13 protein-coding genes and 2 pseudogenes are annotated in these 15,188 nt (G+C 71.3%); 6 read left to right on the top strand and 9 right to left on the bottom strand.

The window, feature by feature from the left end:
• Window positions 1-8 precede the first annotated feature (8 nt).
• The 4 genes from AB0399_RS10745 to AB0399_RS10730 all read left to right on the top strand — a co-directional run bounded on the left by AB0399_RS10745 (window position 9) and on the right by AB0399_RS10730 (window position 5,686).
• Window positions 9-1,133, top strand: a complete 1,125-nt coding sequence (locus AB0399_RS10745) for an ABC transporter substrate-binding protein (RefSeq protein ID WP_366411009.1) — start codon at window positions 9-11, stop codon at window positions 1,131-1,133.
• A 41-nt stretch (window positions 1,134-1,174) separates the two neighbouring features.
• Window positions 1,175-2,035, top strand: a complete 861-nt coding sequence (locus AB0399_RS10740) for an ABC transporter permease (RefSeq protein WP_329369944.1) — start codon at window positions 1,175-1,177, stop codon at window positions 2,033-2,035.
• Between the two features lie 267 nt (window positions 2,036-2,302).
• Window positions 2,303-3,580, top strand: a complete 1,278-nt coding sequence (locus AB0399_RS10735) for a lactonase family protein (protein ID WP_366411008.1) — start codon at window positions 2,303-2,305, stop codon at window positions 3,578-3,580.
• A 156-nt stretch (window positions 3,581-3,736) separates the two neighbouring features.
• Entirely contained in the window at window positions 3,737-5,686 is a 1,950-nt protein-coding gene (locus tag AB0399_RS10730; protein ID WP_366411007.1) for a hypothetical protein, read from the top strand.
• A gap of 63 nt (window positions 5,687-5,749) precedes the next feature.
• On the opposite strand, the gene AB0399_RS10725 is transcribed toward AB0399_RS10730, so the two are convergent.
• The 4 genes from AB0399_RS10725 to AB0399_RS10710 form a co-directional block, all read right to left on the bottom strand.
• Window positions 5,750-7,147 (bottom strand): RICIN domain-containing protein, encoded by a 1,398-nt coding sequence (locus AB0399_RS10725; protein ID WP_366411006.1) that lies wholly within the window; start codon window positions 7,145-7,147, stop codon window positions 5,750-5,752.
• A gap of 124 nt (window positions 7,148-7,271) precedes the next feature.
• Entirely contained in the window at window positions 7,272-7,901 is a 630-nt protein-coding gene (locus tag AB0399_RS10720) for an AAA family ATPase (RefSeq protein ID WP_366411005.1), read from the bottom strand.
• Between the two features lie 173 nt (window positions 7,902-8,074).
• Window positions 8,075-8,902, bottom strand: a complete 828-nt coding sequence (locus AB0399_RS10715) for a collagen-like protein (RefSeq protein WP_366411004.1) — start codon at window positions 8,900-8,902, stop codon at window positions 8,075-8,077.
• Window positions 8,899-9,822: a hypothetical protein gene (locus AB0399_RS10710; protein WP_329369933.1), complete on the bottom strand. Its 924-nt coding sequence runs from the start codon at window positions 9,820-9,822 to the stop codon at window positions 8,899-8,901. The genes AB0399_RS10715 and AB0399_RS10710 overlap by 4 nt, the downstream gene beginning before the upstream one ends.
• 629 nt (window positions 9,823-10,451) lie before the next feature.
• Here AB0399_RS10710 and AB0399_RS10705 point away from each other — a divergent pair.
• Both AB0399_RS10705 and AB0399_RS10700 read left to right on the top strand, forming a co-directional pair.
• Complete coding sequence (locus tag AB0399_RS10705; RefSeq protein WP_328463463.1) at window positions 10,452-11,816, top strand: dicarboxylate/amino acid:cation symporter; 1,365 nt, start codon at window positions 10,452-10,454, stop codon at window positions 11,814-11,816.
• A gap of 162 nt (window positions 11,817-11,978) precedes the next feature.
• The gene (locus AB0399_RS10700) at window positions 11,979-12,338 is read left to right on the top strand and encodes a VOC family protein (protein WP_366411003.1); all 360 of its coding nucleotides are present in this window, start codon (window positions 11,979-11,981) and stop codon (window positions 12,336-12,338) included.
• A gap of 45 nt (window positions 12,339-12,383) precedes the next feature.
• Here AB0399_RS10700 and AB0399_RS10695 read toward each other — a convergent pair whose 3' ends face one another.
• The 5 genes and pseudogenes from AB0399_RS10695 to AB0399_RS10675 all read right to left on the bottom strand — a co-directional run.
• On the bottom strand, window positions 12,384-12,647 hold the full coding sequence (locus AB0399_RS10695; RefSeq protein WP_366411002.1) for a hypothetical protein: 264 nt from the start codon (window positions 12,645-12,647) through the stop codon (window positions 12,384-12,386).
• A gap of 439 nt (window positions 12,648-13,086) precedes the next feature.
• Complete coding sequence (locus tag AB0399_RS10690; RefSeq protein WP_366411001.1) at window positions 13,087-13,902, bottom strand: NAD-dependent epimerase/dehydratase family protein; 816 nt, start codon at window positions 13,900-13,902, stop codon at window positions 13,087-13,089.
• Window positions 13,899-14,366 (bottom strand): MarR family transcriptional regulator, encoded by a 468-nt coding sequence (locus AB0399_RS10685; RefSeq protein WP_366411000.1) that lies wholly within the window; start codon window positions 14,364-14,366, stop codon window positions 13,899-13,901. Before AB0399_RS10685 ends, AB0399_RS10690 begins: the two co-directional genes overlap by 4 nt.
• 119 nt (window positions 14,367-14,485) lie before the next feature.
• A pseudogene (locus tag AB0399_RS10680) lies at window positions 14,486-14,708 on the bottom strand (IS5/IS1182 family transposase); the annotation flags it as partial.
• Window positions 14,709-15,086: 378 nt separating this feature from the next.
• Window positions 15,087-15,188, bottom strand: a pseudogene (locus AB0399_RS10675) (ABC transporter ATP-binding protein); the annotation flags it as partial.

The following is a 15,188-nucleotide window of genomic DNA, read 5'->3' as shown; positions in this document are numbered from 1 at the left end:
GAGATCTCATGGCACACCTCGACCAGCACGACGGCACGACCGCTGCGGCCGGCACCGGCGCCCCGGCCACACCGGCCGGCACGTCCGGCGGGCGCGGCGGCAGACCACACGCCCCCGGGACCCGGACGTTCGCGGCGGTGACCGCGATAGCGCTCGGCTGCGTGGCGCTGACCGCGTGCGGAGGCGGCGGCACCTCCAAGAACGCCGACGGCACCACCACCGTCACCATCGGCATCGCCGGCAACATCTTCGACGTGCCGATCAAGCTCGCGGAGGCCAACGGCTACTTCAGCAAGCAGGGCATCAAGGTCAAGTACGTGACGCTGACCGCGTCCACCGGCGCCTCCGCGCTGGAGTCGGGCTCCGTGCAGTTCCTCAACGACAGCCCCACCGACTTCCTGTCCGCCGTCGACAAGAAGATCCCGGAGACCGCGATCGCCGCGGACGGCGGCGGCAACCCGCTCGGCCTGATCGTCAGCACCAAGTTCGCCAAGGCGCACGGCCTGACCGCCGACACCCCCGCCGCCCAGGTCGCCAAGGCCCTGGACGGCTCCACCGGCGGCTCCAGTTCGGCCAACACCAAGGGCGAGGCGAGCGTCTACCTCAAGGCGTACGGCGTCGACGCCGGGAAGGTGAAGTGGGTGTCGCTGCCCAGCCCGGCCGCCGACAAGGCCGCCTTGAAGAGCAACCAGATCGACTGGTTCGTCACCTCCCAGCCGTCCCCGCTGGAGATCCAGGACTCCGGCGACGGCGTCGTGGTGGCCGACTCGATCAAGGTGCCGGCCTGGTCCTCCGCGCAGGCCGGCTACGGCCAGTTCGTGGTCGGCCGCAACAGCTACCTCTCCCAGCACGCCGACATCGCCGGGAAGGTCGCCACCGCGGTGCAGCAGGCGACGGCGTACATGAACGCCCACCTCGACTCGGCCACGGTGCAGACCGTGGCGCAGAAGGCCCTGCCCGGCGTGCCGGCGGCGGTGATCAAGACCGCCCTGCCGCAGGTCGAGTGGCCGAAGAGCGGCGAGATGACGGACGGGGAGTGGACCAAGACCCTGGCGTTCATCAACTCGCTGGGAGCGCTGACCAAGCAGGCCCAGGTCAGCTCCGACGACTGGACCAACAAGTACCTCAAGTGACCCGACCCGGCACCTGCTGAGAGAGGAAGGAGCAGACGGTGATGACGGCAACCGACAACATCGTGAAGAAGACCGAGGCCAAGGTCCCGGCGGCCCCCGCGAAGCACGGCAGCCGGTGGCGGGGCACCGCCCTGGTGGTGGTGCTGCGCCTCGCCGTGATCGCGCTCTGCCTGGTCCTGTGGCAGGTGATGAGCGGCCCGGTGATCCCGGAGTACGCGGTGAGCAAACCGACCGACGTGTGGACGGCCCTGCACCACCTGCTCGGCTCGGCGCAGGGGTGGACCGACATCAAGACGACCTCGTTCGAGGTGGTGGTCGGCTTCGGCATCGGAGTGGCGATCGGCACCGTGATGGGCCTGGTGCTGGGCTCCTTCCCGCTCGCCGGGCGGGTGATGGAGCCCCTGGTCGCGGCGGTCAACGGCGTCCCCAAGATCGCGCTGGCCCCGCTGTTCGTGCTGTTCTTCGGGATCGGTTCCTGGTCGAAGATCTACATCGCCGCCACCGGAGTGGCCTTCGTGGTCTTCTACAACCTCTACCTGGGCCTGCGGCTGCGCGAACGCGAACTCGTGGAGATCATCCAGGTGATGGGCGGCCGCAAGCACCACGTGCTCAGCTACGTCACCGTCCCCACGCTGGCCGCGCCCTTCTTCGCCGCGCTCAAGACCGGCGGTCCGCTGGCCATCCTCGGGGTCATCGGCGGGGAGTTCATCGCCTCCTCCGAAGGCGTCGGCCACGAGCTGTTCACCTCCGCGATGAACCTGGACGCGGCGACCGAGTTCGCCGGGCTGATCGTCCTGATGGCGATCACGCTGATCCTCAACGGCATCCTGACCCAGCTCGACAAGTACGCCCTCAAGCGGCTCGGCCTGGCCACCCGCCGCCCGTCGGGCCCGCGTCCGTAGGCGCCGCCCCGCTCCGTACCCCGGCAACACGCCGTTCCGGCCCACGCCCTCCGGCCCGCGCGCACCACCCCCGCGCACCGCGGCCGACGCCCGGGAGGCCGCCCCGCACGCCCCCGTCCGGACCGCACTCCCCGCACTCCCCCGTCCGGACCGCGTCCGTCGCCCCGGCCTGCCCGCTTCCGCTCCCCCCACCCCTCCCCGCCCCTCCTCACCCCGCGGCGTGGATCGCCGCCTCGTCCCTCCGAGATGCGAAGGAGCACTCTCGCCATGCCTGATTCCAGACCCACTCCGACCGGGCGCCCCCCGGACGCACCGGTCAGCGGCTCCCGCGGCGCTTCCGCCGGGGGCGCCCCGCACCCTTCCCGCCGGCTCCTCCTGGGCTCGATGGCGGCCACCGCCGCCGCGGCCGTACCGCTGCTCGGTGCCGCGCCCGCCACCGCCGCAGCACCGGCAAGGCGCACGGCGGCACCGAGGAGCACCGCGCGGGAACTCGTGTACGTCAACACCTGGAAGGGCACCCAGATCCACGGGGCCTGGTTCGACCCCGACCGCGGCGACCTGACGCCGATCGGGCCGGTGGGCGAGGCGAACGCCGACTGGGCGGTCACGCACCCGACGCTGCCGATCCTGTACGTCGCCACGATGGCGGTCGGCGGGGTCGTCGACACCTTCCGGATCGACCCGGCGACCGGCGCCCTGGCGAAGACCGGGGAGCTGTCCACCGGCGGCACCGGCCTGAACGGCGGCGGGGTGTCGTACATCGGCATCGACCAGCCGTCGAACACCCTGCTGGCCACGAACTTCGAGGACGGCTTCACCGCCGCCGTGCCGATCTCCCGGACCGGCGAGCTGGCCCCGCCCGCCTCGCTCGCACAGGACACCGGCTCCGGCCCCAACCCGCGGCAGGCAAGCCCGCACCCGCACCACGCGGAGGTCGATCCGAGCGGCAGGTTCGCCCTGGTCGCGGACTTCGGCGCCGACCGCGTCTTCGTCTACCGCTTCGACCGGGCGACCCGCACCCTGTCCGCCGGCGGCCCGGCCGGCCCGTACGCCTACCCGACGGCGCCCGGCTCCGGCCCGCGCCGGGTCGCCTTCCACCCCGACGGCCGCACCGTCTACCTGCTGAGCGAGCTCAGCTCGGACCTCCAGACCCTCCGATGGGACCCGCACGAAGGCGAATTGACGCACCGTCAGACGCTCGCGCTCGACGGACCCGACTTCACCGGCACCAAGAGCGCCTCGGACCTGGCGATCAGCGGCGACGGCCGCTTCGTCTACGCCGGCAACCGGGGCGAGAACTCCCTGACGGTCTTCGCCGTCGACCCGCGCACCGACCTGCTCAGCACCCTCCAGAGCGTCCCCTGCGGGGGCACCACGCCCTGGGGCTTCACCCTCCACCCGAGCGGGCGGTGGCTGCTGGTCGCCAACGAGGCGAGCAACACCGTCAACGTGTTCGGCGTCGACCGGCGCTCCGGGAAGCTCACGGACACCGGCATGTCCCTCGCGGTGCCCAACCCGGACTCCGTCACGTTCTTCCGCCGCTGACCTGTCCGCACCTCGCGTGCGGATCGCGCGGACACACGGATCGCACGGATGCACACCGATCGCACCACCTGCCCTCGCCCGCCGAGGGTCAACGTCCACCATCCGATCGTTCAATCGATGAGAGCTGGGACTCAGATGGGATCTGGAAAGACGGGTATGGGGCGCCGAGCGTTCCTGGTGGCCGGCGCGGCCACCGCCGGCGCCGCACTGCTGCCCACCCCCTCCTTCGCCGTGGCCGCCGCCGCCGACGGCAAGAAGGGCGTGATGCTGATGAACCGCATCGCGCCGTCGAAGTCGACCCTGTACATCGCGAACGCCGACGGCTCCAACGAGCGCCGGCTGCTGTCGGCCACCGACGCGGCGTTCGACCGGCACGCCAACTACTCGCCCGACGGCAAGACGATCCACTTCACCTCGGAGCGGTCCGGGGACGGCAACGCGAACATCTACTCGGCGAGCCTCAACGGCTCGGGCCAGGGCGTCGGCGTCACCTCGGTGATCGGCGGTCCGGCGGTGTACGACAGCGCCACCCTGTCGCCGGACAAGCGGACCCTCGCCTTCTCCTCCACCCGCTCCGCGGACCACCTGTCGCAGATCTGGCTGATGGACACCAAGACCGGCGCGCTCACCAACCTCAGCGGAACCGCCGCGCTGGCCGGTGACCCCAGCAGCCCCGACGGGCACTTCCGCCCGGTCTGGTCGCCCGACGGCCAGTGGATCGCGTTCTCCAGCGACCGCAACACGCAGTGGACGGGCCACGACAACGGCAACGGCTGGGAGCACACCCAGGAACTGAGCATCTACGTCATCAAGCCCGACGGCACCGGCTTCCGGCAGCTCGCGACCAAGCCGGGATACTGCCTGGGCTCGCCCAAGTGGTCCCCGGACGGGCAGCGGATCGTCTACTACGAGATGACCGTGCAGAACACCTGGGACGCCCACCGCCCGGAGGACATCGGGATCGCCGAGTCGCAGATCGTCTCGGTCGACTTCGCCACCGGCACCGACCGCGTCGAGCACACCTCCGGCGCCAACCTGAAGGTCTCGCCGCAGTACGTCACCAACACCGAGATCGGCTACCTGCTCAAGAACGGCGCGGACGAGGGCCTGGTCTACGTCAACGGCTCGATCCCCGATCTCACCCGCGCCGGGGTGCGTTCGCCGTGCTGGTCGCCGGACGGCAAGTCGGTGGTCTACGAGAAGCAGGACTTCACCGTCCGGCCGCTCGACGCAGCCCTCTACAGCTGGGACGCGGACTGGGACTACCGCTTCTGCGACGTCTTCCCGGCCCTGTCGCTCCAGGGCAGGCTGGCGATCACCCAGAAGCAGCTCGGCGCGGCCATGTCCGACGTCGTCACCATGAACCCGGACGGCAGCGACCAGAAGGTGGTCTTCGACACCACCACCTCGGGCCTGGACCAGACGCTGGTCGCCGAGGGCCTGGCCGGCGCGTTCCGGCCGACCTGGTCACCCGACGGCGGGTGGATCGCGTTCGGCCTGGGCGGCTGGTTCCAGGAGCGCGCCGTCATGACGGCCGCGATCTGGCGGGTCCGCAGCGACGGCACGGGCGCGGAAGCCCTCACCGACAACTCCACCAACTCCGGCTTCCCGAGCTACTCGGCCGACGGGACCAGACTCGTCTACCGGGTGTGGGGCGCGCAGAACGGCCTGCGCGTCCTGGACCTCACCACCATGACGACCACCGTCCTCACCACCGGGTCCGACAACCTGCCCGACTGGTCCCCCGACGGCAGCCTCATCCTGTTCACCCGCAAGACCGCGCCGACCAACTTCGACGTCTGCACCGTCAAGCCCGACGGCACCGGCCTGAAAGTCCTCACCAGCAGCGGCGCCAACGACGGCCACGCGGTCTGGAACGCCGACGGACGCATCCTCTACAACACCGGGATGTACGGCTTCCGGGAGGAGGCCGCGCTGTACGACAACACCTTCCAGCCGTACGGCATGGTCATGGTCATGAACGCCGACGGCTCCGGCAAGACGATGCTGACCGACAGCCAGTGGGAGGACTCGATGCCGCTCTACCTCCCGCAGGCCGTTCTCACCGGCGGCGGCCACGCGCACCGCCCGGCCGGCCGCGGCTGACCCGGGACCGGCGAACGAACCGGTGAAACGGCGGCCAGGAGCGGGCCGGTCGCCGGACGCGGATCAGTCCGTGTTCGGGTGCACGACCTGCCACTCCTGGTCGTCGGTGTCGGTGCAGTTGAAGAGGGTCAGCTTGGTGTTGTCGCCGCCGGTGCTGTCGCCGGACACGTCCAGGCACTTGTTGTCGCTGGCGTAGTTGCGAATCCAGTACGCGCCGTCGGGCTGCTTGTCGATCCACCACAGCTGGTTGTCGGCGGTGGTGCCGTTGCAGGCGTACTCGGAGATGGGGGTGGTGATCGGCTCCGCACCGAGGTTCGGCAGGTCCATGCAGAGCCGGTCCTTGTCATTGCGGATCTGGAACAGCTGGGTGCCGCCGGGGCCGAGCGAGGGGTACCGCACCTCCAGGTCCCACAGCTGGTTGTCCGTGTCGTCGCCGATGCAGGTGAACTCGTTGACCGGGCCGCCGGACTGGCCGTTGTCGGCGCCGGGGATGTCGGCGCACTTGTTGGTGGTGGTGTTCCGCAGCAGCACCCTGGTGGCCGGCACCGGACTCTTCGGCTTCTTCTTGGCCGGGGCGCCGCCGCCCCCGCCGCCGCCCGCGGGCGGGCTGGTCGTCGGGGCCTGGGAGGTGGGCGGCGTGGTGACCGGGGTGGTGGGCGCCGGCGGCGAGGGGGTCAGCGTGGCGAAGCCGGCCGGGTTGACCTTCGCCGTCGCGAGCGAGCCGACCGCGGGCTTGTGGGTCAGCCAGATCATCGTGAAGGCGACCGCGAGACCGAGCAGCGCGCAGAAGGCGGCGGCGATCCAGCGCGGCAGGAAGCCGCGCTGCACGTACCTCCCGTCGACGCTGAGCGGCGTCGCCCCGGACCGCGACACGTCCAGCGTGTACGGGCGTTGCTGGCTGGAGCCGAACCAGATCATCTGCCGCGGCCTGAGCGTCGCCTTCACGAACGCCGCCCGCCCCGGCTCGATCTGCACGTTGGCCGGGTGGATGTCGTACGCGAGCTGGTCGCCGTTGTCGGTGCCCCTGATCGAGGCGGTGAGCTTGGTGTTGCCGATGTTGTCGACCGCGAGTTTGGGCCTGCCGCGGAAGCGGCCCTTCACGGTCGGCGGCACGATCTCGGCGCGGACCTCGGTGAACGGCGTGATGGTGAGGTTCCCTTCGGGAACCGTGGTGGCCTCGGGGCTCTCGGTGGGGACGACCCGGATCGCGTACGGGTTCGGGCCCGCCGTGGCGTCCGGGGTGCGCGGGGGCGTGAAGGTCAGCAGGATCGAGTCCGTGGTGCCCGGGTAGAGCCGCAGCACCTGCGGTTCCACCTGGACCCAGGGGGCGATGCTCCCGACGGGCTCGAAACGGTACTCGTCCACCACGTCGCCGGTGTTGCGCACCCGCAGTCGTACGGTGGTGCTCCCGCCGGGATCGACGGTCGCCGACGCGGGTTCCAAAGAGGTCCAAAGGCTCACTTGTCCACCCTAGGATCAGCCGGCCCCCTCGTCAGCGGCCCCATGGGCAGTAATCCGCAGTCGCGGGGGCGAAGACGTTGCCCTTCCGTCCGCCCGGCAACTCCCTCCGGCTCCACCGGCCTTGTCACGTGGGGGAACGCGGGGTGGAAGGCTCCCCGGAGCCCGGCCGGCGCGGGCCGCCCGCGAAGGCGACGATCTCGTCGAGCCCGGGCGCGTATCCGTCCGTGGTGTCCACCTCGATCCAGGGCACGTCCAGGGCGACCCGGTCGAACGCGTCGTGCCGGACCGCGTGCGCCGCCGGGTCCTGCGGCGGGCCGCTCTCGTGGGCGCGCCGTACCGGATTCGCCGCGAGCCGCAGGCGGGTGCGCTCCAGCGCCACGTCCGCGCGGACCGTGCAGTGGACCACGCGGACGTCGGCCGTCGTCAGCAGCGGCGTCAGGCCGGGCCGCCACAGACGGTCCTGGTACGCCGCCTCCGCGACGGTCGTCACCCCGGCCCGCAGCAGCAGTTCGAGCACGCCGAAGAACGCCGGCAGCGTGCGCGTGTTCAACTCGTCCGCCGGGCCGGGCACATGGCCGGGGGTGGCGTGCACCATGCCTTCCTTGATCTCGTCGCGGCAGACGGCCGGGCACCCCACCGCGCGGGCGATCGCGTGCGCGAGCGTGGTCTTGCCGGCTCCGGGCGGACCGCTGACGACGATCAGCGTCGGGAGGGCGGCGGGAGGCGACGCGGGGGCAGGGGGCGGCGCGGGCACGGGAGGCGTGGGAGGTGTGGGAGGTGTGGGAGGTGTGGGCACCCGCTCAGGGATAGCAGACGGGGCGGGCGGGCCGGGCCGAATCGGGCGGGCTGAATCGGATCGGGCGGGCCGGATCGGATCGGATCGGGTGGATCGGATCGGGTGGGGTCCGCTCGGGTGGCGGGGTCCGCTCAGGTCAGCAGGCTGACGAGGCGGTCGCGGATCTCGTCCTTGCCCGACACCGGCTTCGGCTCCAGCTTGTCGTCGTGCGCCGGGTCCCGGGTCAGGAGGTGCAGCCGGCCGCCCTTGCGGGCGAGCACCAGGTCGGTGCTGGCGCCCGCGATCTCGGCGGACCCCTCGGCGGTGTACTCCACGAGCGTGAGCAGCGCGGCCCGCTCCGCCCCGGCGAGCAGGTCGTCGGCGCCGAGGTCCGGATCGGGCTCGGCCGACTGCCCGCGGGGCAGCCAGTCCACGAGGATGCGCACCGCCTCTTCGAGCTTGTAGAGCCCGATCTGGTGCACGCCGAGCGCGTCGATCCGCACCATCAGGCAGATCCGCTCGGGCTGCGGGAGCAGCAGGATGCGCCACGGCTCCCCCGCGACGGTGCCGGTCGTACGGGCGTCGAGCACCCGGCGGGCCCGCTGCTGGAACGCCACCGCGATGCCCAGGTCCCCGCGGACCTGGACCCGCTCGCCGTCACCTGCCAGCAGCAGTTCGCGCGCGGCCAGGGAGCGGACGGCCTCGGCCAGTTCGTCGTCCGAGGGCCGGGCCTCCAGGAAGTCCACGACCGCGTCCACGGCGGTCAGTTCGGCGATCGTGTACGCACCGAGCAGCACCGGCCCGGTGTTCACCAGGCTCACCACGGCCGACACCAGGCCGGACGGGACGGACGCCTCGCCGGGTCCGGGCGAGGCCGGGGCGCTCGGGTCACCGGGGGCGCCCGGGTCGCCGGCCGGGTCCGGTTCCCCGGCCGGGTTCGGGGGACCGGTGGGCGGGAGGTCGTCGCGGTCGTCGCTCATGAGGGCCCTCCTGTCCGCCACGTGCTCCGCGCGGGCGGCTCGTGCGTCTCGCGGAGCACCCGGGCCGCGTCCCGCGACGGCGCCTGGGTGACCCACACCTCGGAGTTGCCGAACAGCCCGCGCCCGCCCCGGCCGGTCAGCGCCTGGCCCAGCTCGCCGCTGAGGTCCGGCCGGTCCGGCGGCGGGAAGTGGGCCGCCAGCTCCTTCGACACGGCGGTGACGTCGTCGCTCTGCTCGATCCTGCGCAGGGTCCGCGTGAGCGTCCGCGCGACCGGCGGGGTGAGCGTGGTGGGCACGGCCACCACCGGCGAGAGGTACATCGGGTGCCGCTCGGTCATCCGCGACAGGCCCCAGGGGCCGACGTTGCTGCCCGTGAAGCGGTACTGGACGTAGTCCATCAGGTGCCGCAGGTCGTCCAGGCTGGGCTTCTTGCTGCCGCCGAACGCGGCCGGGGTCTTCTCCAGCTGCACCCAGGTGCCGTTCACGGTACGGCCGTGCAGCTTCTCCCGGACGACATGGCCGCGCATCCCGAAGTCGGGGTAGACCTTCTTGTCGATGTCGCGGTGGTGGCTGGACAGCCGCGCGTGGTTGCCCTTGCCGGCCCGCCACTTCTCGTACAGTTCCGGGTCGTCGACCAGCACGTGGCCGCCGCGCAGCACGTCGCGCAGTTGCGGCACCTGGAGGCCGTGCTGCTCCAGGTCGTCGAGGATCACCGCCTCCTCGGGGCTGAGCCGGCCGGCCGCCTTCACCAGGCCCCTGCGGTACTCGCCCGCCCGCGCGGTGATCTCGATCATGAGCCGGACCCTGCGGCGCATCTGTTCGACCAGCGCGTCGGCGGCGGCGCCCCCGGCGGGGGCGTCCGCGGTACCGGCGGCCCGTCCTCCGTGCGCGGTGAAGGCCTGCCTGAGCTTGCGCTTCATCTGGCCAGTACAGCACGACAACCCGCACCTCGCAGAGGTTGCGGGCGGGGCCGCCGGCGCTATGCTGCGGCGCTCGCCGCCACCCGGCGGCAGCCGTGATTACCCTGGGTAACTCCGATGTCACCACGGTCGGCCCGCGCCGACGCCCGTCGCCGCCACGCCGCAACGCCGCCCGCGACGCCCGCGCCACCCGTTCCGCCCGCGCCGCCCGCCGCCGGCGCCCTGGCGTGATCCAGCTCACAGCGCCCGGCCGCCCTCGTACCCAACTACCGCGAGGCGTAAGGGCGTTGCCGCGCACCGTCAAGCGGACCCCAAGAACTGCTTTGAATGTCCCAAAGCCACCGTGTTAACTGTCGGGCGTGAAGATATCCGTGCACCCTGAACATGGCATGAGCACTCCGCTCGTGTCGCGTCTGCACGTCGATCTCTGCCGCTGCATGTCCGCGGTCTGTCGCCGCACCACCTGAACCTCCCCGGCGCCACACCCGCGCAGCAGCGCATCCCCTCGCCCTCCCCCGCCCCGGCCGCACCCGTGCGCGCCGGCCCGCGGTCCGGCGGGCACCCGCTCCCGCGCGCGTGGCGGCCGGCCCCTTCCGTCCCCATCCCCACGCCATGTCAGGAGTGCGTTCGTGTCCGCGAACACCGCCGCCGGCAGCACCGGTCCGGCCGGACCCCGCAGCCGTTCCCTGCCCAAGGTCCCGTTCTGGGCCCAGATAGTCACCGGCCTCGTCCTCGGGGCCCTGCTCGGCTGGCTCGCCCGCGGCCAGGACATCAGCTGGCTCACCACCACGCTCGACAAGATCGGCAGCCTCTTCATCCAGCTGCTGAAGCTCGCGGTGGGGCCGCTGGTCTTCTTCGCGATCCTGGTGTCGATCACCAACCTGCGCAAGGTCAACAACGCGGCCCGGCTGGCCGCCAGGACGCTGCTCTGGTTCATGATCATGTCGCTGATCGCGGTCGCCATCGGCATCGCGATCGGCCTGATCACCAACCCCGGCTCCGGCACCGGCCTCACCGCCAAGGACGGCAAGCTGCCGCAGCACTCGGGCTCCTGGATCGACTTCCTCACCGGCATCATCCCGACCGACGTCATCACGCCCTTCACCGAGCTGAACGTCCTGCAGATCGTGTTCATGGCGGTGATCGCCGGCATCGCGGTGCTGAAGGTCGGCGAGCGGGCCAAGCCCGTCCTGACCCTGAGCGAGGTCGTCCTCGAACTGCTGCAGACCGCCCTGTGGTGGGTCATCCGGCTCGCGCCCCTGGGCACCGTCGGCCTGATCGGCTACGCCATCGCCTCCTACGGCTGGGACCTGATCGGCAAGTACGCGACGTTCACCGCCGACGTGTACGTGGGCTGCGCGCTGGTCCTGTTCGGTGTCTACCCGCTGCTGCTCGCGACGGTCGCCAAGGTCAACCCGCTGCAGTTCTTCAAGGGCGCCTGGCCCGCGATCCAGCTGGCGTTCGTGTCCCGCTCCTCGGTGGGCACCCTGCCGGTGACGCAGAAGTCGGCGGAGCGGCTCGGCGTGCCGAAGACGTACACCTCCTTCGCGGTGCCGTTCGGCTCGACCACCAAGATGGACGGCTGCGCGTCGATCTACCCGGCGATCGCGTCGATCTTCGTGGCGCAGATCTTCGACGTGCACCTCGGCGTGCAGGACTACGTGCTGATCGCGTTCGTCTCGGTGGTCGGCTCCGCGGCGACGGCCGGCCTCACCGGCGCGACCATCATGCTGACGCTGACCCTCTCCACGCTCGGCCTGCCGCTGGAAGGCGTGGGCCTGCTGCTGGCGATCGACCCGATCCTGGACATGATGCGCACCGCCACGAACGTGGCGGGCCAGATCGTGGCGCCGATCATCGTCGCCGCGCAGGAGGGCATCCTCGACCGCGAGGCGTTCGACTCGGCCACCGCGTCCCCGGTCGACGACATCCGCCACGACCAGGACCAGGACCAGGACCAGCCCCTGGACCGCGAACTGACCGCGGCCGTCTAGGTCACGCCTCGTCGGACGGCAGGTCGACGTCGACGGGCCGGGCCCGATCCAGGAGCCGCTGGATGTTCCGGGCCCGGTTCACCTCTGGACAACCGTGGGCCGGTGATCCGGTCCACGGCAGCATCCGTGGCTCGTAGGATGGCACCTGCTCGGAGGTGACCGGTGTTCGCAGGCGTACGTACCGTGATGGTCTTCGCGGAAGACCCCGAGGCGTCGGCCCGCTGGTGGGGTGAAGTCCTCGACGCCCCGGTCAAGCTCGACATCGCCGACAGCGGCGCCGTCTACGCCTGGGTCCAGGTGGCCGGCGTCGAGCTGGGATTCCACCCAGCGGACGACGAACGCAACCCGCGCGGTGGCAGCCCCGTCGTCTACTGGCAGGTGACCGACGTCGGGGAGACCCGGGCGCGGCTCCTCGAAGCCGGCTGCACGCACCACCGCGGTCCGCTGGTCGTCGAGCCCGGCCGGCGTATCGCGCAGGTCGTCGATCCGTTCGGCACGGTCGTCGGCCTCGACGGCGCGTGACCACGGCGGCGCCCGGTGCCCTCCGGGGATGCCGGGCGCCGCCGGTCAGCGGTCCAGGCCGTGCAGGTTCTCCAGGCCGGTGGCGGCCGCATAGGCACGCAGGGCAGCCCGTAGTGCGCCCGACGTCCACGCACCCCCGCATGCGGTCGTAGCCTCCAGATACAGGTCCAAGACCTCGGCCGGGCGCAGCTCGCGGCCGGCCTGTCCGAAGCCCGCTGGGGAAAAGCCGGCTTCCTCGACCGCCAGCAGGTCTACCGATGGGAAACCGGTCGGCGGCTCCCGGTCGAGTGGCTGCCATACATCGAGCAAGTACTCGGCCTTGGCCTCGATCGCAAGAGGACGCGGGCGATCGTGCTCGCCGACCTGCGGCAGGTCCAGCTCAGGCGCGGCAATACCGAAACCACCCTGGCCACCTGGGATGAATTCCTCACCTGTGGGACGGCGTCCAGTCCGTTCGCATCAACGACGGCATGACCAACATCGCCGCCCGCCTTCCCGGCATCCCTGGCACCTCCGCTGTCCGCGACCTCGCCGAGCGCATCACCGCCCGCAAGTAGCCGTCGCCGGCGCGGCCTGCCGTCTGGGAACTGTCCGGCCGATCATGCGGACTTCTCGGCTGGCCCTCTTCCGGAACGGGTACCACCTGTGACGGTGATGGCTCGCGCAACGGCCGTTGCACTGGCATGGAAGATCGTGGAGCCGTGCGCGGGAGGCATTGGGCAGGGCCCACGGCCGCACACTGGTCTCCTCACAGCAGGCCGTGGCGTTGTGCCTGGTAGACGGTGGGGACGGTGGCGGTGAAGCCGAGGGTGCGCAGGAGGGTGCCGTCGGCGCGGCCCATCCAGGGATCGTTGAGCGGTTCGGCGGAGGGTTCGTAGGGGGCACCGACGATCTGAGCGATTTCGTAGATGCTGGTGGGGGCCTCGTCCACGACGTTGACGGTGTGCCCGTCGATCGCGCCGGTGAGGGCGAGCTCGACGGCGGTGGCGATGTCACGGTGGTGGATGAGGCTGAGGGACTGGGCGGGGTGCCACTTCCAGTTGGCCATCAGGCCAGGGGCGGCTTCGAGGTGGCCGTCCTTGTCTCCGTAGACGAAGCCGAAACGCAGGATGCTCCAGTTGAGGCCGCTGGCCTTGAGGTCGGCCTCGGCGAGGATCTTGCTGGCCGGGTAGGGGAGGTCGGCGGTGGCGGGGTCGTCCTCGCGAGCGGGCCGGTTCAGGCCGGAGCCGTAGACGAGGCCGGTGCTGGCCATGGTGAAGCGCGCTTGCGGAGCCTGTGCCTTGGTGGCTGCGATGAGGTTGCGCGTGCCCTCGACGTTGGTGCGGTGGATGGCGTCCGTGTCCTGGGTGCGGAACAGGGCGGCCAGGTGCACGACGTCGGTGACGCCGTCGAGCGCGCCATCGAGCGAGCCGGGGTCGAGGATGTCGCCCTCAACAGGGGCGACGCCGTCGGGGGCGGACTTGCCGGGACGGACGAGGGCGCGGCAGTCGACGCCGGCGTCGACGAGGCGGGGCAGGAGGCGGGTGCCGACCAATCCGGTGGCACCGGTGACGAGGATCGTCATGAAAGGGGTGTCTCTTCCTTCAGATGGTGTGCGAGTCGTTCGGCGGCCGCACGCAGAGTGCGGGCGACCTGCGCCTGCTCCTCCTCGCTCACGCCGTCGAAGGCGACGGCGCGGATGCGGGCGATGGGGTCGGGCAGCCGTGTCCACAGTTGGCCCCCCGCTTCGGTGAGGCGCAGCGTCTTCTGCCGCAGGTCCACGGGGTCGGGTACCTGTTCCACGAGCCCTTTACGGACCAGGGCGGCAACGACGCCGGTCATCGTGGCGCGCTCTATACGGAGCGCCCGTACGAGGTCGCGCTGCCTGGTCGGACCATCGTGAGCCAGTTGGTAGAGCACGTACCACTGGGTCGGTCCGAGTCCGTAGGGACGCAGGATCGATTCCAGAACCGCTTGGCTGGCCTGGTGGTACCGCTTCGCCCACGCGCCTGCTGATTCATGCTGATCAGGCTCATTTTTGCTAGGCACCTAACCAATAATGTTAGGGGCCTAGCAACATGTCAAGCGGAACGAGGCGGACGGCGTGCCAGCAGTGCCCGTTCGACGTGTTGCGCTTCTTGTGGCGGTCCTCGTCGAAGCCGGCCGGTCGGCCACCCGCCGCGTGAGCCTTTGCGCAGACGGCCGGCCCGGCTGTCCACCTGCTCCGCGATCGTGTGCGGGATGCCGCGATGTCGCAGGTACTCGCGGCAGGACCGGCTTGAACTCGGGGCCATCCCCCCGCTGGCCTGCGGTGATGACCAGGGACAGCGGGCGGCAACGCCCGTCGGCGCTCAGGTGGACCGTGCTGGTGAAGCCGCCCCGCGAGCGGCCCGGCCCCTCACCTCCCGCACCACCTCCACCAGCCGGTCGACGAGGCGCAGCCGCGCAGATTCGGCCTGGCGTTCTGTCGCTCCGCCCCCTTTGGGGTGGGCTGTGCGGGTGGCGGCTCCTCGCGGGCGCCGGCCGCGACCCGCCACCGCCCGCAGCGACCGTTGCTCACCGGCAGGAACGGCCGCAGCCGTTCCCACTCGACATCCGACAGATCACCACGCTGAACCCGCCCCATGGTTGGACCAACGATCCAGGCGTGAGCCAGGCACATGATCAGCCGGACAGCTCCTAGCAGCCGCGGCGGCGGATCTTCGCGGAACGCGGCGGCGGGCCCGCTCTCCCGACAGGGGGAGGGCGGGCCCGTCGGCGTTGCGGGCGCTACTTGCCGGTCTTGGCCTCGTAGGCGGTCAGCACGTCCTCGGTCGGACCGTCCATCAGCATCACCCCGTGCTCCAACCAGATCACCCGCTCACAGGTGTC

It is taken from the genome of Streptomyces sp. NPDC088194, assembly GCF_040702025.1.
In the GTDB taxonomy this organism is placed as follows: Bacteria; Actinomycetota; Actinomycetes; order Streptomycetales; family Streptomycetaceae; genus Actinacidiphila.
The sequence above is the reverse complement of the archived record's forward strand: the minus strand, read 5'-3'. Positions and strand labels throughout refer to the sequence as shown.

What these genes read in the sequence shown, in the direction of transcription:
- AB0399_RS10710 (WP_329369933.1), bottom strand. Translation starts at nt 9,822, where the DNA reads ATGAAGCGCAAGCTCAGGCAGGCCTTCACCGCGCACGGAGGACGGGCC.
- AB0399_RS10740 (WP_329369944.1), top strand. Translation starts at nt 1,175, where the DNA reads ATGACGGCAACCGACAACATCGTGAAGAAGACCGAGGCCAAGGTCCCG.
- AB0399_RS10745 (WP_366411009.1), top strand. Translation starts at nt 9, where the DNA reads ATGGCACACCTCGACCAGCACGACGGCACGACCGCTGCGGCCGGCACC.
- AB0399_RS10715 (WP_366411004.1), bottom strand. Translation starts at nt 8,902, where the DNA reads ATGAGCGACGACCGCGACGACCTCCCGCCCACCGGTCCCCCGAACCCG.
- AB0399_RS10735 (WP_366411008.1), top strand. Translation starts at nt 2,303, where the DNA reads ATGCCTGATTCCAGACCCACTCCGACCGGGCGCCCCCCGGACGCACCG.
- AB0399_RS10690 (WP_366411001.1), bottom strand. Translation starts at nt 13,902, where the DNA reads ATGACGATCCTCGTCACCGGTGCCACCGGATTGGTCGGCACCCGCCTC.
- AB0399_RS10730 (WP_366411007.1), top strand. Translation starts at nt 3,737, where the DNA reads ATGGGGCGCCGAGCGTTCCTGGTGGCCGGCGCGGCCACCGCCGGCGCC.